We start from the raw sequence: 26,725 nt of genomic DNA, 5'->3' as shown, positions 1-26,725 counted from the left end.
AGCCACTGGTCGATGCCTTGCCCACGGTGAGAGGCTGTCGTGGCCGGCCCAGACGTTGGCCCCACAAGTTGCATGCCGACAAGGGCTATGACTTTGCGCGTTGCCGAGCCCACCTGCGCAAGCTGGGCATCACGGCGCGTATTGCCCGGCGTGGTATCGAGCGCAATGACCGGCTCGGGCGTCATCGCTGGGTGGTGGAGCGCACCCACGCTTGGTTGGCTGCCTTCGGCAAGTTGCGCACTCGCTTCGAACGTCGCATCGATATTCATGTCGCGCTGCTTTCTCTGGCTTGCTGCGTCATTTGCATTCGCCATCTCGCACCGTTTTGTTAGCCGCTCTAATTGGGATGTCCAGCGACAGCCTGGAGATGGCCATCTTGGATTTCTACCGCGCGTTCTCTCAACGCGCGCATTGGACCAGAGTCAACGCCCTTGTGGGCGGCGAGATTCGAAAGTTCGAGCTGCGCTTGGTCGAAGAATGGAAGCGCGCCAGGGGTTGGGCCATGGTGAATGCGCCGCAGAACGAGGCCGAGTTCCAAGCTGCGGGTCGCCAGCTCTATGACTGGGCAGAGAATCAATCCAAAGGCCTACAAATCCGCAAGGACGTGACGGAGGACTTTATTCGCCGCGGCAGCTTTCACATCCTCGCAGACGAGAAGCCGATGCCTCGTGTGCATTGGCATCCCCAGTTCCTTGAGCGCCTAAAGTCTGCAACGTCGAAGGTGCCTGCATGAGGGACTGGTCATATCGCCCTTTTGAAGAGCGGAATCTCTTCAACCCGGCGTTCTGCGCTGTGGTCTTGGCTGCAGCCATCCGCGAGTACGAGCGCATATCGGGGAAGCCAATGCCTTACTCCTTGACCCTTCTTGTTCTCCCGATGTGCCTTCACCTGGACTCGCGCGAGCAGATTTTGGAAAACAAGCGGCTGTCCGTGCTGCGTGTCTTCGCGCTCCGCCCAGACTTGCTGGTTGACTTCGCCGAGCGGGCGCGAGCGCTGGTGCAGTACGCCACAGAGGCTTTCGCACTGCTCGCAAGCAAGGACTGCATCAAGGTCGGCGCTGACGGCAGCATCAGCCTTATCCCCAGACGGGTGTCCCCTCAGCCGCTGAGCACCGAAGACGCCGAAAGATGCCGCGCCGCTGCAGTCGTCCTCGGTCGCGATTTCGCCCAGATTAACGACCGTGTGACGGTCTACACCAGTTTGTCCATCCGCCCATGAAGATTGCTTCGATTCATATCTACAGCCACGACAGCCGTAGGCGCGACCTCACCCTCAATCCCGATGGGCTCAACATCATCACCGGCCTTGCCTCGACGGGTAAGTCGTCCCTCTCGGACATCGTCGAGTACTGCATGGGCGAGGACGAATGCAAGATTGCGGAGGGCTTCATCCGCGAGAAAGTGTCCTGGTTCGCGGTTACCTTTCAGTTTCCACACGAGCAGGTATTCGTCGCCAAGCCCAACCCCAAGCCGGGTCAGGTTCAGTGCTCGCTCGCAATGGTCATGCGCGGCAGGCAGATTCAAACGCCGGAGTTCAACGCTCTAAAGCACAACGGTGGCGACGAGCTTGTCCACGAAGTGCTTTCTTCTCTGCTGGGTATTCCGGAGACCAAGACGCCTGTTCCTGAGCGCAGCAGTCGTACCGGTTACTCTGTCAACGTCAAGCACACGGCGTTCTATCTCTTCCAGAAGCAAGGCCTGGTGGCCAGCAAAGAGTCGCTGTTCTACAGACAGGCAGAGGAACACCTTCCACAGACTATCCGTGACACCTTTGCAGTTCTCTTTGGTATCTCCAACGTCGGAGACATGGAGACTGAGGCGAGCCGACGTGCGACACAGCGCGAGCTGAAAATTGCTCAGAGAGAACTGAAGCTGGCTCAGGAGACGGAAGATGCGCTGGACACGCGCGGGTTGGGCCTGCTGGCTGAAGCGCGGACTGTGGGTATCCCCTTCAGCAGCTCGCCGGCCAGTGCCGGGCCGAGCACAGATGGAGCCGAGAGCGACTTGGTTGCGTCCCTTAGGGAAGTCCTTAGCTGGCGGCCCGGGCAGGTAGCGCTTATGGCCGAGAGTGAAATGGCTAAGCTCCAGGCACGTCGTTCAAATCTGCGGACGGAGCGCCGCCAGGTCCTGGACCAGATTGCATCCGCGCAAAGGTACGTCAAAGGCGCGTCCGATTTCCAGACTGAGGCCCAAGAGCAGCGCTCCCGCCTTGAGTCTATCAATGCTTTGCCGCGTTCGTCGAATGGCAACTGGCAGTGGCCATTCCTGAAGGAGGAAGACGCCCGCATGGATGGCGTCGCTCAATTGCTGATGGCCGAGCTATCGAGCCTGGACAGCGAGCTTTTGCACGTTGGCGGCGCGCGCCCTCGTCTTGATGGGCACCTGGCAGCACTCACCGACCGCTCCAGCCAACTAAAGGACGCTATCCGTGAGGTCGAAGTCGACCTCAACGCTGCTGCCCTGACCGATGACAATGCAGCAGCACAAGAGGACGCCAACGCGCGCGCGCTGAAGGTTCAAGGCCGAGTCAGCTTCTACTTGGACAGCTTGAATCCAAGCAATACCATCAGCACGCTAAAGCTCAAAGTCGAACGGCTGCAGGCGAAGCTCGACCAGATTAACCAGAGCGCGGGTGCCGATGACGATGCAGACGCGCGTATGGAATCGGTCATTACCCACATCTCCAGCACCATGACTTCGCTGGTGAAGGAGTTCAAGGCCTTCTTCTCGGAATTTCCCTTCCGGCTGGATATGCGCAACTTGACCGTGGTGGTGCAGCGCCCCGGCAATCCAGTTCCGATGATTCGCACCGGCGGCGGCGCGAACTGGCTGGCGTATCACATCTCGGCTCTTCTTGCCCTACACCGCTACGCCTCGGAAAACCGTACCCCTATTCCTCGCTTCCTGATGCTGGACCAGCCAACGCAGGTCTATTTCCCGTCGCAGACCATCTATGAATCGGTGGCGGGGGATACGGACAAGGTCGCGCATGTGGACGCCGACATGGAGGCGGCGAAGCAGCTGTTTGAGATGCTGCTGAACTACACGAAAGAGCTAGTCCCGGGCTTCCAGCTCATCGTCACAGAACATGCCAACTTTGCAGAAGATTGGTTCCAGGACGCCCTGGTCGAAGAGCCGTGGATGAATCCGCCGGCGCTGGTGCCGCAAGACTGGCCCAGTTGGAGCAAGTAAGGCGACGACGCCAGCACTGGTCACAGATGGGAAAAGTTCTTCCACCTGCCAAGCGGACTGCTCTCCTAAGCCGCGGATGGACCTGCGTTAACAGCGCCGCTGCCGACGACGAAAGCTTCAAACGCGATTTACTGGCGTTGGCGGCGACGCTCGGCACAGCCACGCGGACACGAAGGCGTAGCGTTATCGACGAGCTCGTGCCAGTTTCCCAGCGCGAGGCACGGCCGCGCTCGCTCAGCCGAACCGGTGGAACCGGAGCTCAGCCGTGGCACATGGACATGGCGCACCGCCCGATCCCTGCCCGATACCTAGTGCTCGGAATGCTGGAGTGTTCCAGCGGCACCGCTGCGACCGAACTGCTCAACGCTGACCTGCTGATGCCTGATGAGCTCTACGAGGCAGCCAGCACGGAGCCGTTTCTCGTGCGTACCGGCGCGAAGTCGTTCTACGCAACTATAAAAGGTAAGGGCCAGCCATTCCTACGCCTTGACCCTGGATGCATGGAAGGCGCCACGGAGCGAGCAAAGAGATTGATGACCCGACTTGGTGAGCTGTGCGTGCCACCAACGTACGTTCATCGCTGGACGCCTGGCAGCGTCTTGGTGCTAGACAACTGGAAGGTCTTTCACCGCCGTGCGGATGCCAGCAACGACCTCACGCGCGCGCTGTTCAGGATTAGCATTTTGGGAGAGAGCTCATGACGATAGGCAATATGGACCTCTTTAAGGTCGGCAAGGCACAACGCGGTCGCACCGTGCCAACCGCGATATCGCATCAAGCGCTGCTGGACAAGTCCAAGCTGTTTGCGAAGCGCAGCATTGACGCGAAGGAGACCGACCTCCAGAGCGAGTGCCAGCTTTGGGCCGCCGGAGCACTGGAACTTCTGGCCAAAGCGCAGTTGGCACGCATCCACCCTTGTCTTGTCGTCGAGCCACACAACCCCAACAGCATGCTCGAAGCGTGCGGCGTTTCAACCACGACGAAGGTTCGCACCATCGATGCATCCGTCGCCTACGTTCGTTTGACTCACACGGTTAACAACTTTACGACGCCTGTCATGGAAGGTTGTAGGCAGCTAGCAAACCGAAGGAATGCTGAATTACATTCAGGCGATGCCGCGTGTGCCGCGATGCCCTACGACGGCTGGGAAGGGGATTTCTGGAACGCGGCTGACCTAATTCTCCAAAGCATGGACATGGACCTCCAGGAGTGGCTGGGCGCCGATGCCAAGGCGCCGAAGGCTCTCCTGAAAGCTCATCGCCATGCCGAAGTCCGCGCCGCAAAACAGCGGGTGAAGCACTATGCATCCCAGTTCAAAGAATCGGAGAACGGGAAGCTGGGGCGCGACAAGCTCAAGGCTTTCCTTGCAGCGACGCACAACCTGCCGATAGACACCGACCTCTTCCGCTACGTGTACTCGGAGTATTGGAAGGACGACTGTCCGGCGTGCAAGGGCTGCGGATTCGTCGCTGGCGACCTGAGCTGGGAAGACAAGGCGGAGGATCAAGACGATGCCGACTACGGCGACGAAGTTATCGAGCGCGGATACAACGCGACGGAGTTTCACTGCCCTACCTGCGGCTTGGCTTTGATTGGAGGCGTTGCCATCCAAGCCGCCGACATCGACGAGGAATACATCAAGGTCAGCGTAGAGGAAATCAGCTACGAGCCAGATTACGGCAACGACTAGCGCGCTCGCCCGAGACTGAATCGCGCCGGGTCCACTAGACATCTTCAAGCCAAGGCGTTGAACGACCGCTTACAGGCGTCGATTTCTGCAAAGCGTAGGACCGCACCCGCTGCATAGCTGCCTTCTGTTCAGCTGCAGAACTGCCAGCCACGACTGAGTTCCAGCGCCAAAGAAATTCAAAACACGCAGTTCACCTCAGTCCCCTCTCAGCGCCCCTCCCCCACCTCCCCCCGCCGCGCATACCGTTGCGCCAGCACTGCGCACACCATCAGCTGCATCTGGTGGAACACCATCAGCGGCAGGACCAGCGCGCCCACGGCGTGCGAGGCGAACAGCACCTTGGCCATGGGCACGCCGCTCGCCAGGCTCTTTTTGGAGCCGCAGAAGACGATGGTGATCTCGTCCTCTTTCGGGAAGCCCAGGCGGCGGCTGATCCACGTGGTGGCGCAGAGCGCGATGGCGAGCACCACGGCGCACACGAATACGAGCCCGGCCAGTGCCGGCAGGGGGATCTCTTTCCACAGGCCTTCGATCACGGCGGCGCTGAAGGCGGTGTAGACCACCAGCAGGATGGAGCCCTGGTCCACGAACTTGAGCACCGGCGCGTGGCGCTGCACGAAGCCGGCGATCCAGGGCCGCAGCAGGTGGCCCGAGACGAAGGGCACGAACAGTTGCAGGGTGATGCGCCCGATGTTCGCGAGCGTGTCGTGCCCGCCGCCGCCCATGCTGGCCGCCCCCGCCCCGTGCGCGGCCGGCACGCCGGGCATCAGCAGGCCCACGAGCAGCGGGGTGATGGCGATGCCCAGCAGCGTGGAGCCCGAGGCGCTGCAGATCGCGGCGGGCATGTTGCCGCGCGCCATGGCCGTGAAGGCGATGGCCGACTGCACGGTGGCGGGCAGCACGCACAGGAAGATCACGCCCAGGTACAGCTCGGGCGTGACGAGCGGCTGCAGCACGGGCCGCAGCGCCCAGCCGATCAGCGGGAACAGCACGAAGGTGGACGCCACCACCACCAGGTGCAGGCGCCAGTGCGACAGGCCCGCCACGATGGCCTGCCGCGACAGCTTAGCGCCGTGCAGGAAGAACAGCAGCGCCACGGCCGCCGTGGTGGTGATCTCGAAGCCCTGGGCGACGCGCCCCGAAGCGGGCAGCAGGCTGGCCAGTGCCACGACGGCGAGCAGGGCGAGGGTGAAGTTGTCGGGGAGAAAACGGGAGCGGGCCATGGCGGAGCGTCGGTGCGGGGGCGGGACAAGGCGCCATTATTGACGGGGCGCCGCACCTCGCCCTCCCAAGAGGGCGGGCATGGTGCGGGTGGGCGAGCGGCCCTGTGCCGCGCTGGCGCTGGCGGCACCGCGGCGGCGGCCAAGCCGCCGGGGCCGGGGGGCCGCGCCGGTTGCGCCGCCGCACTGCGGCGCCGTTCAGCGCCCCGCGGCAGGCCGTTGCATGAACTGCGTCGGCAGGGCCATGGTGTCGATCGAATCCAGTCTCTGCGGCGCGGCGCCGGAAGCCCGCTGCGGCTCGGCGGCGACGAATTGCGTGTCCTGGATCGGCCCGCTCCGCGCCAGTTGGCGCCGTGGCCCCTGCAGCGCCGGCGCCGGGCCGGGTGAGGAGGCCCGGATCCCACCGCTGGGCGGCCTGGCGGAAGGGCTGCCACGTTCGGGGCTTTGCCGCCCGGGTCCGGCCTCGCTCCGGGCCGCGATGTTCCGGCGGGCGATATACAGGATCTCGAAGCTGTGGAAACTCCCGCCCAGGGCATGGGCGTTCCGGTAGGTGTTTTTGTATTCCTCCTTCAGGAGCGGGTCGGAATCCAGGGCACGCCGGACCTGCTCGTTGGAGAGTGCGTGGCGATTGGCGCCGTCCCGGAACCGCGCCGCCAGTTGCCCCTGGATTTCCTCGTGGCTGAGCCGTACCGGCACCGCACCCAGCTCGCCCTCCATGCGCCGCTGAAGCCGCAGCTCCTCGGCCTGGATGGCGCCCGGGTGGTAGAGCTGCGAGGCCACGCTCCAGTGCAGCATGGCGGGCCGGGCCGGTGCGGGGCCCGGCTCGGCCCGGGGGGACGCCACGCGGGCGGCCTCCGGGTGGCGCGGCACTTCCGGTCGGGCCGGAGGCACCGGCCGTGCCCGGCCTTCGGCGGCCGGGGCGCGCATCGGGCTGCCCGCTGCCGCAGGCGGCCCGGACCGTCTCCGGCGGGACGGTGCCTGCGCCTCGGCCTGCGCCTGGAAGGCGAGGTTCTCGGCAGCGATGTGCACCAGCTCTGCACGCCGGTACGGGAGGGGACCGGTACTTACGAGGTGCAGCTTCGCGGACAGGCGGGTGAACTCGGCCTGCAGTGCCGGGTCGGCTGCCAGCCGCTGGTCGATTTGCTCGCGCGGAAGGTTGTTCGCATCGGCGCGCGCCTGCAGGTTCTCGCGCAGGCTTGCCTCGAGCGCCGAACGGTTCACACCGACAGCATTTCCATCGGCTGGCGCCTGGGCCAGCATTTGATGATTGATCTTCAACCGCTCGGCCTGGATCACGCCCGGATCGTAGAGCTGCGACGCGATGCTCCAGTCGAGCGGTGGACTCGTGCTGATGTTCGCCGCGCGGAGTTCGGCCCGGGGCGATCCCCCCTGCCCGGCGACGGACCCGGCCCCGCCCAGCCGCGGCGGCGATGGCGGCATGCCATGGGGTGATGCATGCCGGTGGGGCGAGGCGCGCGTGGGCGACGCAGGCGTGCTGGAGGTTCGTGACGACGACGGAGAAGACGAGGACGAGCCGCCGGTGATAACGCGCTTGATGTGACCGAACATGGCAGGGCCCCTGGTGGTTGGAACGGGAGATGCACCGCAATCTAGCCCGCCGGCCCGCCAACGGCGGGGCCATGGCCGAAGCCGCGTGGCGCGGCGCGAAGCCTTCGCGGTGCACACCGGCGCACGCGCGCTCAGCCCGCGGCCGGCACGCCACCGCCTCACCAGCCGTAGAACCCCGCCAGCACCAGTGCCGCCTCCGGCGTGAATTCGCCGCGCGCCAGCCGCGCGTGGACTTCGGCCGTGGCCAGCAGTTCGAACCGTTTCACTTCGCCGTCCTGGTTCACGGGCACCCGGCTCTCGGGCACGGTGGCATGGAACCAGTCGATGCGCTCGACCATGTAGCCGGCGCCCTCGCCGTCGTCGCTGGGCCGCGAGAAATCCACCGAGCCGCCGTGCGCCACGCCCTGCAGCGCGCCGATGCGCAGGCCCGCCTCTTCCCAGGTCTCGCGGGCCAGGGCGGATTCCACGGTGTCCTGCGCGCTGACCATGCCGCCCATCAGCGTGTCCCAGCGGCCCGGGTGGCTGGGCTTGGTCAGGGCGCGCTGCTGCACCCACAGGCGGCCGTCGGGCGCGCTGGCAACCAGGTGCACGGCCCGGGTGGCGATGCCCAGGGCGCGCACGGCGCCGCGCTCCACGGTGCCGATGCGCTCGCCGGCCGCGTTGCAGACGGCCAGTTGCTCGTCGCGCCAGGGCCCGCAGCGGCCCGCGCGCCGCAGGGCCGCTGCCAGCCGCGCAAGGGCCGCCGTGGCATCGCCGGCCGCGCAGTCCAGGTGCCAGGCCGGCGCACCCATATGCTCACTTTTTAATAGCAAACTATTGAATGGATCCGGCGGCATGGAGGCGATTTCATCCAAAACCCCTTCGGCCACCGTGCCCACGGCCTGCCCGGCCACGGCGAAGGCGAGGCGGGGCGCCGCCGGAGGCCGGCAGGCCAGCGCACGGGCCGCCGGCACCCAGGCGGGCACGCCGGGCCGCGTCATGCCAGCGTGAGGACGGTGGAGCCCGTGGTCCTGCGCGCCTCGAGGTCGCGGTGCGCCTGCTGCACGTCGCGCAGGGCGTAGCGCTGCGCGATGTGGATGGCCACGTCGCCGCTCTGCACCACGGCGAAGAGGTCGTCGGCCATGGCCTGGGTGGCCTCGCGCGTGGCGATGTGCGTGAACAGGGTCTGGCGCGTGACGTAGAGCGATCCCTTGGCCCCCAGCAGCCCGGGCGCGAATGCCGGCGCCGGGCCGGACGCGTTGCCGAAGGTGGCCATGAGCCCGAAGGGGCGCAGGCAGTCGAGCGACTTCTCCCAGGTGTCCTTGCCCACGGAGTCGTACACCACCTTCACGCCGCGGCCGCCCGTGATGTCCTTCACGCGCGCGGCGAAGTCCTCGGTGCGGTAGTTGATGGCGTGCGCCGCGCCGTTGGCGAGCGCGAGCTGGCATTTCTCGTCGCTGCCGGCCGTGCCGATGAGCTGCAGGCCGAGCGCTTTCGCCCACTGGCAGGCGATCAGGCCCACGCCGCCCGCGGCCGCATGGAAGAGCACGTGGTCGCCCGGCTGCAGGCCCTCGGCGGGCAGCGTCTTCTTGAGCAGGTACTGCGCCGTGAGGCCCTTGAGCATCATGGCCGCGCCGGTCTCGAAGTCGATGGCGTCGGGCAGCCGGCAGACGCATTTGGCGGGCATCACGCGCGCCTCGGCATAGCTGCCCGGGGGCGCGCTGGCGTAGGCGGCGCGGTCGCCGGGCGCGAGGTGGGTGACGCCCTCGCCCACGGCCTCCACGGTGCCCGCGCCCTCCATGCCGATGGTGGCCGGCATGGGCAGCGGGTAGAGGCCCGTGCGGTGGTACACGTCGATGAAGTTCAGCCCCACGGCATGGTGGCGGATGCGGATCTCGCCGGGGCCGGGGTCGCCCACGGGCACGTCGGTCAGGTGCAGTTCTTCGGGGCCGCCATGCTGGCGGATCTGGACGGCGAGGCTCATGCGGCGTCTCCTGCGATGAAGGATGGGGTATGGGAAAGGGCCGGAAGAAGGGGCGAACCGGCGGCGCAGCCGCGGTTCCCGGTCAGCGGAATGGCCGCACGCGGCGGCCGGCGTGCATCCTGCCATGGATCGGCCGAGGGTGCAGGCCGGTACATTTCCAGGCCATGACACAACGACTCTCGCCCGGCACCGTGGCCCTGCTGGTGACCGCGCCGCTGCTGTGGGCCGGCAATGCCGTCACGGGCCGCCTCGTCCACACCCTCGTCTCCCCGTCCGCGCTCAACTTCCTGCGCTGGGCCCTGGCCTTCGCGCTGCTGCTGCCCCTGGCCCACGGCGTGCTGCGCCGCGGCAGCCCGCTGTGGCCGCACTGGCGGCGCTACGCGCTGCTCGGGCTGCTGGGCATCGGCTGCTACAACGCGCTGCAGTACCTCGCGCTGCGCACGTCCACGCCGCTGAACGTGACGCTGGTCGGCTCCAGCCTGCCGGTGTGGATGCTGGCGGTGGGCACCCTCTTCTTCAAGGCCCGCGCGACGCGCGCGCAGGTCATGGGCGCGCTGCTGTCCATCGCCGGCGTTCTGCTGGTGCTCAGCCGCGGCGAATGGGCGCAGCTGCTCGCGCTGCGGCTCGTGCCGGGCGACCTCTACATGCTGCTCGCCACGATCTCCTGGGCCTTCTACAGCTGGCTGCTGGCGCGCACCCACGAGCCCCCGAGCCTGCGCGCCGACTGGGCGGCATTTCTCATGGCCCAGATGGCGTTCGGCCTCGCCTGGTCCGGGGCCTTCGCGGCCGGCGAATGGAGCCTGGGCCTCACCCACGTCACCTGGGGCTGGCCGCTGGCGGCGGCCCTCGCCTTCATCGCCGTGGGCCCGGCCCTGCTGGCCTACCGCTGCTGGGGAGCGGGGGTGCAGCGCGCGGGCCCGGCGGTGGCGGGCTTCTTCATCAACCTCACGCCGCTCTTCGCCGCGCTGCTTTCGGCACTGATGCTGGGCGAGCTGCCGCACCTCTACCACGGCGCGGCGTTCGCGCTCATCGTGGCGGGCATCGTGGTGTCGTCGCGCAAGGGATGAGCCGCCGGCCCGCGGCAACGCACCGGAGTGCCGAAAAAGCAACCCGACCGTGGTCCGCCCCTCGAAATTCTCGGCAATCGCATACTGCCGAGCGATAGCTTTTACCTTGGCCGATGGTAGTCTGCGCGTCCACCAGGGTCCAGACTTCCGAGCGGCACGGTGGCTGCCGCCGGCCGAGCGCGCACCCCGCGCGCCCCCACACCGCGGAACGTCTGCACCCATTCTTCATGGAGACAGTCGTGGCCACTTTCCCCGGTTCCTGCAGCCCCTCGTCCGGCATCGGCGGGCGCTTTCTGAAACGCATGCTCCAGGGCGGCCTGGGTGCTGCCGTGGTGGCGGCGGTGCTTTCGGTGCCGGCGCCGGCGTTCGCCAAATCCAGCGAGGTCGAGCCCGCGGCAGCGCCGGTCGCGCAGGAGCAGCGCCCCCCCGGGCGGGCAGCGGCCTCCCGGCGGCTGGCCCTGCGGTCCGCCGGCGCGCTGACCGCCAAGGCCGTCCCGGTGTCGTTCTCGAACCCGGCGGCGATCACCATCACCGACTGCCCCAACCCGTGCCCCGCCTCCGGGCAGCCCGCCTCGCTGTTCCCCTCGCCGATCACGGTCTCGGGCGTCACGGGCGTGGTCGAGCGGGTCAGCGTGACGCTGCGCGGGCTGTCGCACGGCTTTCCTGCCGACATCGACATCCTGCTGGTATCGCCCAGCGGCCGCAAGTCGGTCATCATGTCCGACTTCGGCGCCGGCTCGCCCGGGATCAGCAACATCGACGTCACGCTCGACGACTATGCCGACCGCCCCATCCCTTCCACAGTGACGGGCAACACCGGCGTGCCGTTCGTGACGGGCACCTACCGGCCCGCGAACTCCGGCACCACCGACGTCTTCGCCGCGCCCGCGCCGGCGGCCCCCTACACCTACACCCTCTCGGCCTTCAACGGCGAGGACCCGAACGGCACGTGGCGCCTCTACATCAGCGACGACGCGAACCTCGACGGCGGAACGCTGAGCGGCGGCTGGACCCTCTCCTTCGACAGCCGGCCCGCCGCGCCCGCGCCCGGCGACATCCTGGTGAGCGAGTTCCGCACCCGCGGCGCCGGCACGGCGCCGCCCGGCTCGGACGGTTCGGCCGATGAGTTCATCGAGCTCTACAACAACACGGACCAGTCCATCACGATCATCGACGCCACGCCCGGCGCCGATCCCACGGCCGTGGGCGGCGCGGGGTGGCGTCTCTCCGCCGCCCAGGGCGGCGCCGAGACCGCGGCCATCACGATCTCGCAGACGTCGAGCACCGCGGGCCCCCTCGCGATCGCCCCGCGCAGCTATTTCCTGATCGCCACGCAGCCGACCACGCCCTCGCCCGCCGGTAACACCTACAGCCTCTCGACCTATCCGACGGGCACGGGCATCACCGCGAGCGGATCGGCGAACTTCAGCATCAACCCGGCCGATCCCACGGTCGGATTCCTGGCCGACGACAGCGGAGTCGCGATCTTCTCCACTGCCGCCGCATCGTCCGCGTCACGCCTCGACGCGGTGGGCTACGGCGCGGTCACCAGCACCGACCACAAGGAAGGCGCGGGCCTGGCCCCGGCCAGCGGCATCACCACGGCAGGCCAGCACAGCTGGGTGCGCCGCAGCACGGGCGGCTTCCCCCAGGACACGGGCGACAACGCGGCGGACTTCCAGCTGGTCGACACGCAGGGCCGCATGCTGGACGGCGTGGCCGCCGTCCTGGGCGCCCCGGGGCCGCAGCGCGGCCACACCATGACGGCCTTCACGACCACGGCATCGCCCATGCACGGCCTGCAGACCTTCACCTCCGCCGCGATCGATGCGGGCGTGGGGGCCACCGCGGCGCCCAACGAAGTGCGCGACGCGACCCCGGTGACGAACGGCAGCGAAGGCACTCTCAAGATCCGTCGGCGCTACACGAACAACGGCAGCCAGCCGATCATCGCTCTGCGCTACCGGGTGGTCGACCTCAGCACCTATACCGGCGGCGCGCCGCCGGCCGGCCAATCGGACCTGCGGCTGCTCGGCTCGCCGGTGCAGACGATCACCCTCTCCGACGCCACGCAGGTGACCACGGCCGCCCTGGCGGTGCAGACACCCCCGGCGCAGGCGATGGGCGGCGGCGTGAACACGTCGGTCGCCGACAGCGCCGTGACGACCACCGCGCCACTCGCCGTCGGTGCGTCGCGCACGGTGGAATTCAACCTGGGCGTGAACACGGCCGGCACGCTGCCCTACCGCTTCACGGTGATCGCCGAAGCGCTCTACGCGCAAGGGTTCGGGGGCGCGACGGCGGTGGACACCTTCACCAATGTCGCCCCCGCCGCGCTGACGGTCACGCCGGCCGCGGCACCGTTCGGCAGTGTGGCCGTGGGCGGCAGCGGCAGCCCGCAGACCGTCACGCTGGGCAACTCCGGCGGCGCGCCGCTGCAGGTGACGGGCCTCACGGCCGCGGCCGCGCCGTTCTCGCGCACGGGCGGCACCTGCAGCGCCACGCCGATCACGATCGCGGGCGGCGCCTCCTGCACGCTCATCTACGGCTTCGCCCCCACGGCCACCGGTCCCGCAAGCCAGGCGCTGGCGGTCTCCGCCGGCGCGGCCGGCAGCGGCACCATCACCCTGAGCGGTACCGGCACGGCCGCTGCGCCCGCGGTGCTGGACACCGGCGGCACGGCGACCCTCGACTTCGGATCCGTCGCGCCCGGCGGCACCGCCACCCGGACGCTGACGCTCTCCAACACGGGCGGCAGCGCGCTCACGGTGAACACCCTTTCCGCGGCCACGGCCCCCTTCTCGCAGGGCGGCGGCACCTGCGGCGCGGCGCCGTTCACGCTCGCGGCCGGCGCCAGCTGCACGCTCGGCTACCTGTACGCGCCCACGGCATCCACGGGCGCCACGCAGACCGTCAATATCGCGTCGAGCGGCGGCAGCGCCACCATCACGCTGCAGGCCAGCGCCGCCGGGGCGACCAGCGTGGCGGCGATCCCGGTGGGCGGCGCCGCTCCCGGTCTCCTGCTCGTGCTGCTGCTCATGGGATGCGGAGCGGCCGTGCTGCGGCGGCGCGGCTGACGCCCCGGGCAGGCGCGCGGCACGCCGCGCCCTTGCCTCCGCCCGGCCCGGGCAGCGAACCGCAACAGCAACAGCCATGGCAGCAACAGCGCCCCGGCAGGATCACCGCCGCCGGGGCCACCCGCCCTGGCGCATGCGGGTGGCTGCGGACGGGTTTTCCTTTCTTCTCCGGTGGCGGCGGGGTGTAGCGGCCCGGAGCGGCCGCACGCTCAGGACGCCGCGCCTGCGGCCCCTTCGCCGTAGCGTGCCTGCAGTTCCTCCACCGGCATCGGCCGCGCGAACAGGTAGCCCTGGTAGAGGTCGCAGCCGTAGCGCTCCAGGAAGGTGCGCTGTTCCTCGGTCTCCACGCCCTCCGCGATGACTTCCAGCTCCAGGTTGCGGGCCATGCCGATGATGGTCTGCACGATCACGTCGTCGGTGGGCCGCGCGCCGAGGTTGCGCACGAACGACTGGTCGATCTTGAGCTGGTGCAGCGGCAGCCGCGTGAGGTAGGCGAGCGACGAATAGCCGGTGCCGAAATCGTCCACCGAGAAGCGCACGCCCTTGGTGCGCAGCAGGTGCATCTTGGCGACGGAGTCGTCCACGTTGTCGAGCACGAGCGATTCGGTCAGTTCCAGCTCCAGCAGGTGCGGCCGCACGCCCGCATGGTGCAGCGCATCGAACACGCTGGCCACGAAGTCGGGGTGGCGGAACTGCCGCGCGCTGACGTTCACGGCGATGTGCACCTGGGCCAGGCGCGGGTCGCGGCTCCAGGCGGCGAGCTGCGCGCAGGCCGTGCGCAGCACCCACTGGCCGATGGGCACGATGAGTTCGCTCTCTTCGGCCACGGCGATGAAGTGGCCCGGCGAGAGCAGCCCGCGCTCCGGGTGCTGCCAGCGCAGCAGGCCTTCCGCGCCGATCACCTTCCCCGACCGCGAGAACTGCGGCTGGTAGTACAGCACGAACTGGTTGGCGGCGATGGCGGCCTGCAGGTCGGATTCGAGCTGCGCGCGCTGGCTGATGACGACCTGCATCTGCGGGTCGAAGAAGCACAGCGCATTGCCACGCCGCGCCTTGACCTGGTACATGGCGATGTCGGCCTGCTTGAGCAGATCGGCCGCGGTCTGCCGCGCATCGCCGAACACGGTCGCGCCGATGCTGCAAGTGTTGTGGTGCACCTGCTGGTGCAGCTGGTAGGGCTGCGCGACGGCGTGCAGGATCTTCTCGCCGATGCGGCGCGCGAGCGAGGCGGCCTCGTCGCGGTCGTGCGAGAGGTCGCACAGCATGACCACGAACTCGTCGCCGCCCAGCCGGGCCACCGTGTCGGCGGCACGCACGCAGCTGCGCAGGCGCACGGCGACCTGCTGCAGCAGCATGTCGCCCACCTCGTGGCCCTGCGTGTCGTTGAGGGTCTTGAAATGGTCGAGGTCGAGGAACAGCAGCGCGCCGAACTGCCGCGAGCGCTGCGCGGTGGCCAGCGCCTGGTGGAGCCGGTCGAGCAGCAGGCGCCGGTTGGGCAGGCCCGTGAGCAGGTCGTAGAACGCCAGGCTCTCGATCTCGGCGCTGGCACGGCGCAGTTCGGTCACGTCGTGGTAGGTGATCATGAGCCCGCCCTCGGGCGTGGAGCGCTCGGTGATCTGGATGAAGTGGCCGTTGGGCAGCATCTGCTCGTGCGTGCCGCGCGGGTTGCGCTGCTGCAGCAGCCGCTGCTCGACCCATTCCCGCCGCCCGGCCTCGTCGGCCTCCGGCAGGTGGTAGCGCACGGTGGCTTCCAGCACGTCGCGGAACGGCAGGCCCACGACCATCATGTCCTTGAGCCACGGGAAGATCTCCTCGAAGCGCCGGTTCCATTGCAGGACGCGGAAGCGCGGGTCCAGCAGCACGAAGCCGCTGACGATGGAGCCCAGCGCCTGCTCGAGCGTGGCCTTGGAACGCGCGATGTCGTTGCGCGCGCGGTTCATGCGGCCGAGGTAGGCCATCGCGAAGCCGCCGGCCGCCAGCACCGTGGCGGCCAGCAGCGTGGCGACGGCCACGATGGCGTTGCGCTCCAGGCGCCAGCGCGCGAGCGCCGCGGCCTCGGGCAGGCTCGACGAGACCCACAGCCCCTGGTAGAGGATGGGCCGCGCCACCACCAGCGCGGGCACGCCGGACAGACGCGCGGGCTGGCCCCAGGCGCTGGAGGCGGCGGTGTCGTCGCCCAGGGGCGACACGCGCGCGCGGCCCCGCGCCTCGCCCCGGCTCGACGAGCCGATGATCAAATCGCCCCGGCCGCGCTCGAAGGTCACCTCCAGCCCGGGGATGTCGGCGCCCTGTGCGAGTACGGCCACCAGCATGCTCACGGGCACCTGCAGCACGGCGACCAGCCGCTCGCCGTCCTCCGAGCGGATGGGCCGCGCGGCATACAGCACCCGCTCCGAACTCGCGAAGCTGACCGTGGGCGCGCTGAGCGCCAGCGTGGGCATGCCCTGCGAAATGACCTCGTCGAAGAAGCCCGTCGGCAGTTCGGACGGCACGCGCGCGCCGATGGCATCCGACGACGCGACCACCGTGCGCCGCGCATCCAGCAGCACCACCGTGCGCACCAGGATGTTCTGCCGGGCCGCGTTGCGCAGCAGCTGCCCGACGAAGGCCGGATCGGGCCGGGGCTCGCGCACGCGCCACAGGTCGATCATGTCGTCGGTGCTCGCGAGCAGAACGTCCAGGCCGAGCAGCGCACGGTTCAGCGCGGCTTCGGCCCCGGCCGAGAAGCGTGTCACCTGCGCCTCGCTCTCGGCCAGGGCCGCATGCCGGGCATTGAGGATGAGACCGCCCGCGGCGGCCACGAGCCCGAGCACGAACGCCGCCATCGCGATCAACACGGCTCCCCGCAGGCGCAGCGACATGGCCGGCATCACGGGCTCCTCGTGGCGGGAATGCCGCGCGCCGGCCCGAGGGTGGCGTTCCAGACCTCGGCGCAGTTGCCGCTGCAGCGGCGCAGCCAGTTGGGCAGGACGGCTTCGCGCAGCAGGCGCTGTCGGCGCGCCTCGTCGGCATCCGACACGGGCACCACCACCATCGTGCCTTTCTCGCCGCGCGTGCAGGAGGCCGCGCCGCTGTTGCAGGCTATGCCTTCGGCGGTCTCGGACGCGGCGTCGCGCCAGACGGCTTCCTCCAGCTTGGGCAGCTCGCGCAGCAGCAGGGCCCGCAGGTCCTGCGGCATGGCGCTCCAGGCCTCGTCGTTGGCGCCGAAGAACGACAGGCCCCAGGTGATCGGCAGCGGGTAGAGGTAGCGCGTCATGCGGTGCAGCCCGAGCGTGTTGCCCGACATCGTGCCGGTGACCGCGCACTCGCTGTCGCCCGCCTGCAGGCTCGCGACGATCTGCCCGAAGCCCGTGTAGACCGGGATGCCGCCGAGCGCGGCGATGAAGTCGGCCTGGGCGGCGGACGAAACGCGCACGCGGCGCCCCACCAGGTCGGACAGCCCCGACAGCGCCTTCTGGCAGAAGAGCACCTGCGCCGGATAGACGTACACGGCCAGCATCTCGAAGTGGTGGCGCTCGCGCAGGGCCGTCTGCAGATAGGGGCGGAAGGCCTGCACGGCGGAGCGCAGGTCGGCCAGCGTCGGGTTGAGCCCGGGCAGGTCGGGGGCGGTGTACTGCGGGTACTGCGCGGTGAGGGAACTCATGAGCACCGTGCCCAGGGGCACCACGCCCAGTTCGATGAGCCGCAGCATCTCGATGCCGGGCACGCCCGCGCGGTCGAAGGGCACGATGGAGGCGGTGAACCGCCCCCCGCTCAGCCGCGGCAGGTCCTGGGTCCAGAACGGCGCTTCACGCTTCGAGTACTGGGACAGCGCGCCCAGGTTGCCCACGATGCGCAGGCGGTAGGGCGCACCGGTCGCCACCGCGGGCCGCGCGCCGGCAGCGCTCGCGGCCTCGGGCCGCAAGGCGGCCGCTCCGGAAGCACCGGCCGGGGGTGCGGGCTGTGGCTTCGATGGGGATGGCACGGGTGCAGAGGTTTGCGCCTGGGCCTGCGCGCCCCCCAGCACCAGGGCCAGCGCCAGCAGTGCCCGCCAGGCGATGGCGCCCGGCCGCAGGCTGCCGTGCGGGCGGCAATGGATGGGCACACAGGCGCGGGGCGCCCGGACTTTCGGTGCCAAATGAGGTTCCTCCCTGTAGCAACGGTTTTTTACCATTTCGCAGGCCTTTGACAAATGCTCGGAACCGCCATGTCTGCATCCTGCTGGACCGTGCCGGCCTCAGTTCCGCAGGATTCCGGTACCCCCCCGGGTAAACACCCCCTGCCCCGGATCGAAGTCCCACCGCGTGAGACGCCTCTCGCCCGACGCCGGATCGTCCAGGGTGAGCAGGCTGTTGGGCGCATCGGCGCGCAGCCGCACCGAAACGGCCGTGCCGGCGTGCGCGGCCCACAGGCCCGGCAGCACCTCGCGCAGGGCGGGCTCGTGCGCATGGCCCGACAGCAGCAGGTCCGCGCCGGCGTTGCGCCAGCACACGAGCGCCTCGCCGGCGCGGTGGGGCCGGTGGTCGCCGTCTGCCGTGTGCCGGGCCACCAGCGGGTGGTGCGTGACGACGATGCGCCAGCGGTCCGGCGGCGCGGCGTCCAGGCGCTGCGCCACGGCCACGATCTGTGCGTGCGACAGGCTGCCGCGCTGGTGCCGCCAGGCCCGCGTGGTGTTGACGCCGACCACGAAGAACCCGCCCGCGTCGCACACCGGCTCCAGGTCGTCGCCCCACCAGCGGGCATACCGCCGGTAGGCCTGGCCGAGCCGCTCCCACCACGCGAAGAGCGGCAGGTCGTGGTTGCCGGGCAACACGACCGTGCGCGGGGCCTGCAGCGCGGCGATGAAGGCATGCGCCTCGGCAAACTGCCCGGCCGTGGCGCGCTGCGTGAGGTCGCCCGACACCACCACCACGGAGACCTGCAGCTCGCGCGCCAGCGCATGCACGGCAGCGCAGACCCGCGGGTCGTGCGCACCGAAGTGCAGGTCGGACAGGTGCATCAGTACGCCCATGGTCCGCCGCACGCTTGCGTGTTCAGGAGGCGACCGCCGCCAGCCCCGGCGCGGTGCCGGGCACCGGCAGGACGCCAGGAGGATCGGGATCCGGGTCGGGCTCCGCCCGGGCGGGGACGGCCGCGGGCGTGGCCTGCGCGGCGGCCCCCTCGTCGTCCTTCGCGGTGGCCGTGGGCGCCACCAGCCAGAGCGGCCGGTCTTCCACGCGGAAGCGCAGCGGCGGCGGCATCCATTCGCGCTCGCCGTCGAACGCCACCTTCACCTGCAGCGGGCGCCAGCTCGCGGGCTCGACCTCCATCTCGGAGCACGCCAGGCTGATCACCGCCTCGTCGCGGTCGAGCTGGCCGATGGCGGCATGCCACACGGTGCGCGCGGTGGCCCAGCGGCCCTGCGGCTTGAGCAGCAGCACCGCGAGGTGGTCGCCCTCGGCCACGTCGCGCGCCTGCGGGATGCCCAGGCGGTCGAGCTGCAGCGGGTTGTTGCCCACGAAAAGGGTGGAGGCGAAGAATTCCTCGCGCACCAGCGCATCGGCGCCGCGGTGCGCGCGCAGCGACACGCGCCAGCGCCGTGCCGACGCCGGGCGAAAGAAGCTCCACACCGCCGACACCACGGCCACCCAGCGCGAGCGGCCGAACCGGCGCGAGGCGAGTTCGCGCTGCTCCAGCAGGCGCGGGTACAGGCCCACCGCGGCGTTGACGAGGAACATGCGCTCGTTCACGTAGCCCACGCGCACGGGCCGCATGTCGCCGCGGCGCTGCGCCTGCAGGATGTCCGCGGCGGCCTGGGAGAGGTCCAGCGAGAGGCTCTGCTCCCGCGCGAAATAGTTGAAGGTGCCGGCGGGGATCACGCCCATGGGCACCTCGTGGCGCCAGGCGGCCGTGGCCACCGCATTGATGGTGCCGTCGCCGCCGCAGGCCACCACGATGCCGCCCGACAGCAGCGCGGCCCGCGCCGCCTCGTCGGCCGCCTGCACGATGCCGGCCCGCTGCGCGGGCACATGCCACTGCACGGCGTGCTGGCGCAGCGGCTCCAGCGCCTCCAGCCGGGCACGCAACTGGGAGTGGTCCGCGCCGGGCCGGTGGGGCACCACCAGGTGCACGGGCCCGGGCGCGGCGGGGGGAGTAGGCGGTGCGTGGGGCGGCATGGGTGCGGGCAGGCGTTGAAGGGAGCGTTGCGGTGTGCGTTGCAAGGGGGCCGGCGGGCCTGGAGCCCGCAGGCCCGGCCGGGGTGGCGCGGTGCCGGCGGCAGGATAACCGCGGCGCGGCCGCCCCGCAGCATTCGGCCGATTCTGCGGGCGCGCACTGCAGGGCCGCATCGGAGGGCAGGCGCAGGCCGTGTCGGCGCGGGCCGACAGCCGGGCCGCGGGCGGAAGGCGCGGCGGGCGCCCGCCGCCGCAATCTCCGATACCGCGCCGGGTCTTGGAAACGCCGGCCGGCAGGGCGTGTCAACATGCGCGCCTTCCGTTGACCCGACTGCCGAGCCCGAACCACCCGATGCCCCGCTGCCCCCAACGTCCCGACCGCGCCCCCGACCCGCACCCGCTTGCCGGCCACGCCGGCATGGCCCGCCAGCCCGCCCGCAGCGCGGGGCACGCGGCCACTCCGCCCCTGGGGGTGCCGGCATGACGGACCCGCAGTCCTGGGCCGCCTGGGCAGGCACCCACCCGGTGGCCGTGTGGGGCGCGGGGCTGGCGCTGGCGCTGGCCACCGCGGCGAGCGCATGGGGCGCGGCCCAGGCGGCAGCGCCCCGCTGCGCGCCCTGGTTCACGCGCTGGTCCGAGCCGCGCCATGCGGTGCCGCGCCTCCTTGTGGCGATGGGCGCCTCGGCCCTGCTGCTGTGGGCCTGCGCCGAACTGCTGGGCGCCCTCGCGCAGGAATGGGCCGCACCCACCGCCTGGGCCCGCCTGGACCAGGTGCTGGCGGCCACGCTGCGCGACCAGGCCGGCGTGTCCACGCTCACGCTGTTCGCCCGCCTCACCCACGCGGGCGACAAGGAAGTGCTCGCCGTGCTGGCCGTCGGCGTGGCGATCGCGCTCTGGTGGCGGCGCCACCGGCTGCTGGCCGCGGGGTGGGCCGCCGCCCTGGCCGGCAACGGCCTGCTCACGCGGGGCTTCAAACATGCCTTCGAGCGCGTGCGGCCCGAGCACACGCACGGCGTTTCCGCGGCGGACGGTTTCAGTTTTCCGAGTGGGCACAGCAGCAGCGCCCTGGTGGCCTACGGCATGCTGGCCTATCTGGCGCTGCGCCTGCTGCCGCCGCGCTTGCACCTGCCCGCGCTGCTGGCGGCCGTGGCGGTGGCCTTCACCGTGGGCTGGAGCCGCGTGGTGCTCCAGGTGCACTACGCGAGCGACGTGCTCGCGGGCTGGGTGACCGGCGGCGTGTGGCTCGCCTGCTGCGTGATGGTGATGAACGGCGTGGGGCACTGGCACCGCGGCCGCCGCTCCGCGGCCCTGCCCGCCTGAGCGAGCGCCGGGGCCCTGCACGCAGGGCTTCAGCCCCGGCGGCGGTCCGCGCGCTCGGCGGCCAGCGATGCGGCGAAGACGCCGATGCCGCCCAGGCCCAGCAGCACGCCCACCCAGCCCGTCGATGTCCAGCCCAGGCCGGCCGTGATCGCCAGGCCGCCCAGCCACGCGCCGAGCGCGTTGGCGCAGTTGAAGGCCGAGTGGTTGAGCGCTGCCGCCAGGGTCTGCGCGTCGCCGGCCACGTCCATGAGCCGGATCTGCAGCGCCGGGCCGATGGCCACGATGGTGCCGATGAGGAACGTGGCCAGTGCCGCCGTCGCCACATGGTGCGCGGCGAACACGAAGCCCCCCAGCACCAGCACGGACCACACCAGCAGGCCGCCGATGGTGCGCATCAGCGAGCGGTCGGCCAGCCGGGCGCCCACGAGGTTGCCGGCCACCATGCCGGCCCCGAACAGGGCCAGCACCAGCGGCACGCCCGCGACGGGCAGGCCCGCCACCTCGGTGAGCGTGGGCTTGATGTAGCTGAAGACCGAGAACATGCCGCCGAAGCCGATGGCGCCGATGCCCAGCGTGAGCCATACCTGCTTGCGCCGCAGCGCGCCCAGCTCGCGCCAGGGGCTCGCGGCCGCGTCGGGCGGGATGTAGGGCACGCCGCGGCGCACCATGGCCATGGCCAGTACCGCGATCGCCCCCACGAAGACGAAGGCCGCCCGCCACCCGAAATGCTGGCCCAGCGCCGCCGCCACGGGCACGCCGGCCAGCGTGGCGCCCGTGAGCCCCAGCATCACCATGCCCACGGCGCTGGCACGCCGGCCCGGCGGCGCGAGCGACGCCGCCACCAGCGCGGCCACGCCGAAATACGTGCCGTGCGGCAACCCGGTGATGAAGCGCAGCAGGTTGAGCGAGACATACCCCGGCGCGAGCGCCGAGGCGAAATTGCCCAGCGCGTAGACGGCCATGAGCGCGATGAGCAGAGCGCGCCGCCCCCAGCGCGCGGCCAGCACGGCCAGCACCGGCGCGCCGATCACCACGCCCAGCGCATAGGCGCTGATCACATGGCCGGCCTGCGGGATCGTCACGCCGATGTCGTGCGCCACCTCGGGTAGCAGGCCCATGATGACGAACTCGCCGGTGCCGATGGAAAAGCCCCCCACGCCCAGGCCGATCAGCGCCGCCGCCATGCCCGGGCGCGGGGCGGCCTGCGCGGCCGCGTCCGGCGCGGTGGCCAGGCCGCCGCCGGGGATCGCCGGAGGCCCGCTCATCGAATGCCTCCCGTGCCAGGGTGGCAGGAAACCGGGGGAAGGCAGGCGGGCGTCGTCAGGGGCATGGGGCGGGCGAGTCAGGGTAAACCCGGATTCTGCCAAACACCTCCGCCGCCTGCAGCCCGCACACGGCCGCCCCCGCGCCGCGTGGGGTCGGCCGTCCGAGGGAACCCCCGGAGGCCGCCGCCGGCCCGGTGCGGCCATGATGGGCGCCATGCACACGCCACCGCCCCCCGCCGCCTCCGCACCGCACTCCACCCCCGCCGCGCCCGGCGGCATGGAGGCATTCCGGGACATCCGGCTGGTCGTGTTCGACGTGTTCGGCACGGTGGTGGACTGGCACGGCAGCATCGTGCGCGAGCTGGCGGCGCTGGCCCCGCAGGTGGACGGCGACGCCTTCGCGCTGGCCTGGCGCGCGGGCTACCAGCCGGCCATGCAGCGCGTGCGCAGCGGCGAGCGGGGCTGGGTGGCGCTGGACACGCTGCACCGCGAGATCCTCGACGGCCTGCTGCCCCGCTTCGGGCTGGCGTACTGGGACGGCGCCGCGCGCGACCACCTCAACCGCGCCTGGCACCGGCTGCAGCCCTGGCCCGACAGCGTGGGCGGCCTGCAGCGGCTGCGCCAGCGCTTCATGGTGAGCCCGCTCTCCAACGGCAACCTGGGGTTGCTGGCGAACATGGCCAAGGCCGCGGGCCTGCCCTGGGACTGCATCCTGTCCGCCGAGGTGTTCCGGGCCTACAAGCCCGACCCGGCCGTGTACCGCGGCGCGGCCGAGGTCTTCGGGCTGCCGCCGGAAGCGGTGCTCATGGCGGCGGCCCACCACGAGGACCTGGAAGCCGCGCGCGCCTGCGGGCTGCGCACGGCCTACATCGAGCGCCCGCACGAATTCGGCGCCGTGCGGCCCAAGGATGTCTCGCCCCGGCCCGGCAACCACCTGCACTGCGCCACCATCGGCGCCCTCGCGGACGCACTGGGCTGCCCCGCCTGACGCGCCCGCTGGCGGCACGCCGGCCGCCGCTACGCGGCCAGCGCGCGCCGCAACTCCGCGCCGAACGGCGAGCAGAGCACGCCCAGCGCCGCGGCATTGATCACTACCGTCATCCAGAACACCGCGCGGAATTCGGCCTTGGCGGATTTGTGCCGCAGGAACTGCTGCGCCAGCAGCGCGCCGGGCCATCCGCCGGCCAGGGCCAGCAGGTGCAGGCTGCTCTCGCGCGTGCGCCAGCCGCCGTTGATCGCGCTCGCCTTGTCCCAGGCATAGGCGAGGAAAGTCGTGAGGCCCATGCCGCCGTACACGGCGAATGTCCACCGCGGCAGCGAGCCGGCCAGCCCCAGCACCGCGCAGAACACGGCAAACGCCGGCAATGCCCACAGCGCCCCCCGACCCGGCGCGGCCGTTGCGCGGCGGCGCGAACGCGGCGGCCCCGATGAACGCCCGCCCTTGCCATTGCCGCCGCTGCGGCCACTGCCGCCACGGGGGGCGGAACGCTCCGCAGCGATGGCTGGAGACGCAGACACGGGCGCGACCCGGCAGGCCCGCTTGCGGCCCTGCGGCCCGGGCTCCACGGCGAAGCTCACGCGCATGCCGGCCTGCGGCCGCGCCGGTGCCTGCGCGGCGAATGCCCTGGCATGGACGAACACCGGATCGCCGCCGGCCGCCGGCGCGATGAAGCCGAAGCCGCGCGCGTCGTTCCACGAGGCGATGACGCCTTCGAACCGCAAGGGCTCCATGCGCCCTACCCGCCCGCGACCATGCCCTGCACGAAGCGCCGGACCTGGGTGTCGAACTCCGCGCTGGTGGCCGTGAATTCCACGCCCGCCAGCACCTGCGGCCCCGTGGTGTTGAGCGTGACCACGCGCGCATACACGTCGCGCGCCTGGTACCGGGCGATGGGCAGGTCGAACGCCAGTCGCAGCTCGCCGTGCATCGGCACCGGCTCGGCCAGTTCCAGCAGCGCGCCGTGGTAGCCCATGTCGCGCACGGAGCACGGCACGGCGTGCAGCAGCACGGCGCCGTCCTGCACGCGCTGGCAGGTGCAGGGCAGGTTGGCCTCCACGCGCAGGCTGCGGCGGAATTCCTGGCGCGGCACCTTGAGCTTGCGGCCCGGCACGGCCACCAGCTCGCGCATGGAGAGCTGGCCCGAGCGGCCTTTCACGAAGACCTGCACCGGCGCCGACACCGAAGCCATCGTCCAGCAGCGCTGGTAGACCGCCTCGCTCACCAGCACCTGGCCGCGCAGCGCGAAGGCGCGCAGCTGCGAGGCCTCGGCCACCACCTCGCCGAGCAGCAGCGGGGCCTGGCGACCGCTGCCGGCCGGCGCCCCGTCGCCCACCAGCGCGGGGCCGCAGGCGATGCCGACGCCCACGTACACGGGCGGCAGGCGCTCGTTGCGGCAGGCCTCGTTGAGTTCCTTGAGCGCCATCTGCAGCGCCACCGCGTACATGGCCGCGCGCTGCACGCTGTCGTCGGCGGTCTCGCCGGGCCGGAACACCACGGCGGCGTTCTCGCCCGTCCAGTGCGCCAGTTCGCCGCCGTACGTGGCCAGCTGGCCGTGCACGCAAGCCAGGATGCGCTCCATCCAGTCGCGGGACTGCGCCGGCGGCAGCGACGCGGCCAACTGCGCGAAATCCCGCACCCCCGCCTTCAGCAGCGTGATGTCGCGCTCCTGCAGCAGCGGCACGCCCCCTCCCGGATTCGGCGGCGCGGCCGGGGCCATGGCGGAGGGCGGGTCTTCGGGGCCTGGGGCGGAGGGCAAGGACATGGGTGGGGCAAGGAGGGCTGCGCGGGGCCGGGGGAGTGTCTCTGGAGAGCGGCACGGTAGCGTCCGCGCCCGGCTGCCAGCATAGGGGTGCGGCCTTGCCGCGGTCAAGCCGGTCAAGCCCGGCCCTACCCCGCCCTGCCCCGCCCTGCCCCGCCCTGCCCCACCCTGCCCCACCCGGCAGGCGCGGGAGTGCTGTTCAGATCGCCACGAGCTGGCGGATCCCGCGCGCCTGCATCTCGCTGCCGGGCCCGCGCGCGATCACCTCGCCGCGCTCCATCACCAGGTACTCGTCGGCCAGCTCCTCGGCGAAGTCGTAGTACTGCTCGCACAGCAGCACCGCCACCGGGTGCCCGTCCAGGCCTTCGTCGGCCAGGCGGCGGATGACGCGGCCGATGTCCTTGATGATGCTGGGCTGGATTCCCTCGGTGGGCTCGTCCAGGATCAGCAGGCGCGGGCTCGGGGCCAGCGCCCGCGCGATCGCCAGCTGCTGCTGCTGCCCGCCCGACAGGTCGCCGCCGCGGCGGCCCAGCATCTGCTGCAGCACGGGGAACAGCGTGTAGAGGTGCTCCGGCACGGGCGTGGAGCCGCTCTTGTAGGCCAGGCCCATGCGCAGGTTCTCCTCCACCGTGAGGCGCCCGAAGATCTCGCGGCCCTGGGGGACGAAGCCGATGCCGGCGCGGGCCCGCTCGTAGGGGGTCCGGCCCTGGATGGGCTGGCCTTCCCAGACGATCTCGCCGCTCTTCACGGCGACCAGGCCCATGAGGCTCTTGAGCAGCGTGGTCTTGCCGACGCCGTTGCGGCCCAGGAGGACGGTGACCTTGCCGGGGGCGGCGGTGAGGCTCACGTCGCGGAGGATGTGGGAGCCGCCGTAGTACTGGTGGAGGTGGTGGACGGTGAGCATGGTTTTGGGGTCTTTTTGCTTCTATGCCGGCGGATTCATTGGATAGTTTGCTATTGTTTTTGTAGTTGATTGGTGGTTACGTTGCTTCCGTTGGTCTTGGCGGAGGGTTGTTTTTTGTTTGCTTTCCGGGGCCGGGGGGTGCGCCCGGCGGCGCACCTACTTTCTTTTGCTTCGCCAAAAGAAAGTAGGCAAAGAAAAGGCGACCCTGCTGTCTGCGACCCCTCCGCTTCGCTGCGGGGCGACCTGGGGTGCTCGGTGGCGGGGTGCGCCGCGGAACTCGCTGCGCGCTGGCGCGCTCCGCTCAAACAGCCGCGGCGAGCCAGATGTTGAAGCGGGTGTGTCCTTCGGCACACCCGCCACCCCGCCCCCTGCGCGCCCCAGGCGCATCCAGAAGGGGCGTTCCGGGCCGTCGCTTCGCTCGGCCTGCTGAAGTCCTTCGGGCCATCGCGTTGCTCGGCCTGGGAGGACCGTCGCTGCGCTCGGTCCAGGCAGGGCGCTACGTCCTCCTCAAAGAATGGTGCGCGGTGCGCAGCACTCGCGCATCCCAGGCCGAGCGCAGCGATGGCCCG

The 26,725-nt window shown here is 70.6% G+C and carries 22 protein-coding genes; 10 read left to right on the top strand and 12 right to left on the bottom strand.

The genetic code is table 11. The features are described 5' to 3' along the window. The 6 genes from BM144_RS22175 to BM144_RS22150 all read left to right on the top strand — a co-directional run. Nucleotides 1-332: transposase (locus tag BM144_RS22175; RefSeq protein WP_139225808.1), on the top strand; the 332-nt coding region annotated here is incomplete at its 5' end. Between the two features lie 14 nt (nucleotides 333-346). Beyond that, on the top strand, nucleotides 347-733 hold the full coding sequence (locus BM144_RS22170; protein WP_092957826.1) for an ABC-three component system protein: 387 nt from the start codon (nucleotides 347-349) through the stop codon (nucleotides 731-733). After that, nucleotides 730-1,218: a three component ABC system middle component gene (locus BM144_RS22165; protein ID WP_139225812.1), complete on the top strand. Its 489-nt coding sequence runs from the start codon at nucleotides 730-732 to the stop codon at nucleotides 1,216-1,218. Before BM144_RS22170 ends, BM144_RS22165 begins: the two co-directional genes overlap by 4 nt. Further along, on the top strand, nucleotides 1,215-3,191 hold the full coding sequence (locus tag BM144_RS22160) for a DUF3732 domain-containing protein (RefSeq protein ID WP_092957819.1): 1,977 nt from the start codon (nucleotides 1,215-1,217) through the stop codon (nucleotides 3,189-3,191). Before BM144_RS22165 ends, BM144_RS22160 begins: the two co-directional genes overlap by 4 nt. 272 nt (nucleotides 3,192-3,463) lie before the next feature. Continuing rightward, nucleotides 3,464-3,892, top strand: coding sequence for a TauD/TfdA family dioxygenase (locus BM144_RS23265; RefSeq protein ID WP_175526108.1), 429 nt, complete (start codon nucleotides 3,464-3,466; stop codon nucleotides 3,890-3,892). Next, nucleotides 3,889-4,881 (top strand): hypothetical protein, encoded by a 993-nt coding sequence (locus tag BM144_RS22150; RefSeq protein ID WP_092957813.1) that lies wholly within the window; start codon nucleotides 3,889-3,891, stop codon nucleotides 4,879-4,881. Before BM144_RS23265 ends, BM144_RS22150 begins: the two co-directional genes overlap by 4 nt. 206 nt (nucleotides 4,882-5,087) lie before the next feature. On the opposite strand, the gene BM144_RS22145 is transcribed toward BM144_RS22150, so the two are convergent. The 4 genes from BM144_RS22145 to BM144_RS22130 form a co-directional block, all read right to left on the bottom strand. Further along, on the bottom strand, nucleotides 5,088-6,104 hold the full coding sequence (locus BM144_RS22145; RefSeq protein WP_092957810.1) for a bile acid:sodium symporter family protein: 1,017 nt from the start codon (nucleotides 6,102-6,104) through the stop codon (nucleotides 5,088-5,090). A gap of 195 nt (nucleotides 6,105-6,299) precedes the next feature. Beyond that, nucleotides 6,300-7,670, bottom strand: coding sequence for a hypothetical protein (locus tag BM144_RS22140; RefSeq protein ID WP_139225810.1), 1,371 nt, complete (start codon nucleotides 7,668-7,670; stop codon nucleotides 6,300-6,302). A gap of 158 nt (nucleotides 7,671-7,828) precedes the next feature. Next, the gene (locus BM144_RS22135; RefSeq protein WP_092957804.1) at nucleotides 7,829-8,650 is read right to left on the bottom strand and encodes an NUDIX hydrolase; all 822 of its coding nucleotides are present in this window, start codon (nucleotides 8,648-8,650) and stop codon (nucleotides 7,829-7,831) included. Then, complete coding sequence (locus tag BM144_RS22130; protein WP_092957801.1) at nucleotides 8,647-9,633, bottom strand: quinone oxidoreductase family protein; 987 nt, start codon at nucleotides 9,631-9,633, stop codon at nucleotides 8,647-8,649. The genes BM144_RS22135 and BM144_RS22130 overlap by 4 nt, the downstream gene beginning before the upstream one ends. Before the next feature lie 164 nt (nucleotides 9,634-9,797). Between BM144_RS22130 and BM144_RS22125 the strand changes: the two genes are divergently transcribed. Together BM144_RS22125 and BM144_RS22120 are read left to right on the top strand one after the other, a co-directional pair. Then, nucleotides 9,798-10,700 carry a DMT family transporter gene (locus BM144_RS22125; protein WP_092957798.1) on the top strand — a complete coding sequence of 301 codons (903 nt, stop codon included), beginning with the start codon at nucleotides 9,798-9,800 and terminating at the stop codon, nucleotides 10,698-10,700. 239 nt (nucleotides 10,701-10,939) lie between these two features. Next, nucleotides 10,940-13,777 (top strand): choice-of-anchor D domain-containing protein, encoded by a 2,838-nt coding sequence (locus BM144_RS22120; protein ID WP_175526107.1) that lies wholly within the window; start codon nucleotides 10,940-10,942, stop codon nucleotides 13,775-13,777. A gap of 209 nt (nucleotides 13,778-13,986) precedes the next feature. On the opposite strand, the gene BM144_RS22115 is transcribed toward BM144_RS22120, so the two are convergent. The 4 genes from BM144_RS22115 to BM144_RS22100 form a co-directional block, all read right to left on the bottom strand. Then, nucleotides 13,987-16,647 carry a bifunctional diguanylate cyclase/phosphodiesterase gene (locus BM144_RS22115; protein ID WP_092957792.1) on the bottom strand — a complete coding sequence of 887 codons (2,661 nt, stop codon included), beginning with the start codon at nucleotides 16,645-16,647 and terminating at the stop codon, nucleotides 13,987-13,989. After that, entirely contained in the window at nucleotides 16,647-17,894 is a 1,248-nt protein-coding gene (locus BM144_RS22110; RefSeq protein WP_353615083.1) for a TRAP transporter substrate-binding protein, read from the bottom strand. Before BM144_RS22110 ends, BM144_RS22115 begins: the two co-directional genes overlap by 1 nt. A 99-nt stretch (nucleotides 17,895-17,993) precedes the next feature. After that, nucleotides 17,994-18,767: a metallophosphoesterase family protein gene (locus BM144_RS22105; RefSeq protein WP_092957788.1), complete on the bottom strand. Its 774-nt coding sequence runs from the start codon at nucleotides 18,765-18,767 to the stop codon at nucleotides 17,994-17,996. Nucleotides 18,768-18,789: 22 nt separating this feature from the next. Continuing rightward, nucleotides 18,790-19,911 (bottom strand): diacylglycerol/lipid kinase family protein, encoded by a 1,122-nt coding sequence (locus tag BM144_RS22100; protein ID WP_092957785.1) that lies wholly within the window; start codon nucleotides 19,909-19,911, stop codon nucleotides 18,790-18,792. Nucleotides 19,912-20,388: 477 nt separating this feature from the next. Between BM144_RS22100 and BM144_RS22095 the strand changes: the two genes are divergently transcribed. Continuing rightward, complete coding sequence (locus BM144_RS22095) at nucleotides 20,389-21,228, top strand: phosphatase PAP2 family protein (protein ID WP_092957782.1); 840 nt, start codon at nucleotides 20,389-20,391, stop codon at nucleotides 21,226-21,228. Nucleotides 21,229-21,257: 29 nt separating this feature from the next. Here the strand turns inward: BM144_RS22095 and BM144_RS22090 are convergent, their stop codons facing one another. Further along, nucleotides 21,258-22,412 carry an MFS transporter gene (locus tag BM144_RS22090; protein ID WP_245783769.1) on the bottom strand — a complete coding sequence of 385 codons (1,155 nt, stop codon included), beginning with the start codon at nucleotides 22,410-22,412 and terminating at the stop codon, nucleotides 21,258-21,260. Between the two features lie 358 nt (nucleotides 22,413-22,770). Here BM144_RS22090 and BM144_RS22085 point away from each other — a divergent pair, with 358 nt between their 5' ends. Beyond that, nucleotides 22,771-23,481 (top strand): haloacid dehalogenase type II, encoded by a 711-nt coding sequence (locus BM144_RS22085; protein ID WP_245783768.1) that lies wholly within the window; start codon nucleotides 22,771-22,773, stop codon nucleotides 23,479-23,481. 29 nt (nucleotides 23,482-23,510) lie between these two features. Here BM144_RS22085 and BM144_RS22080 read toward each other — a convergent pair whose 3' ends face one another. From BM144_RS22080 to urtE, 3 genes are all read right to left on the bottom strand, one after another. Next, the gene (locus tag BM144_RS22080; protein ID WP_245783767.1) at nucleotides 23,511-24,224 is read right to left on the bottom strand and encodes a cold shock and DUF1294 domain-containing protein; all 714 of its coding nucleotides are present in this window, start codon (nucleotides 24,222-24,224) and stop codon (nucleotides 23,511-23,513) included. 5 nt (nucleotides 24,225-24,229) lie between these two features. Then, complete coding sequence (locus tag BM144_RS22075) at nucleotides 24,230-25,255, bottom strand: adenylate/guanylate cyclase domain-containing protein (protein WP_092957779.1); 1,026 nt, start codon at nucleotides 25,253-25,255, stop codon at nucleotides 24,230-24,232. Nucleotides 25,256-25,451: 196 nt separating this feature from the next. Then, nucleotides 25,452-26,156 carry an urea ABC transporter ATP-binding subunit UrtE gene (gene urtE / locus BM144_RS22070; protein WP_092957776.1) on the bottom strand — a complete coding sequence of 235 codons (705 nt, stop codon included), beginning with the start codon at nucleotides 26,154-26,156 and terminating at the stop codon, nucleotides 25,452-25,454. Nucleotides 26,157-26,725 lie beyond the last annotated feature (569 nt).

Source organism: Paracidovorax konjaci (genome assembly GCF_900112675.1).
In the GTDB taxonomy this organism is placed as follows: domain Bacteria; phylum Pseudomonadota; class Gammaproteobacteria; order Burkholderiales; family Burkholderiaceae_C; genus Paracidovorax; species Paracidovorax konjaci.
This window is presented reverse-complemented; position numbering and strand designations above follow the sequence as displayed.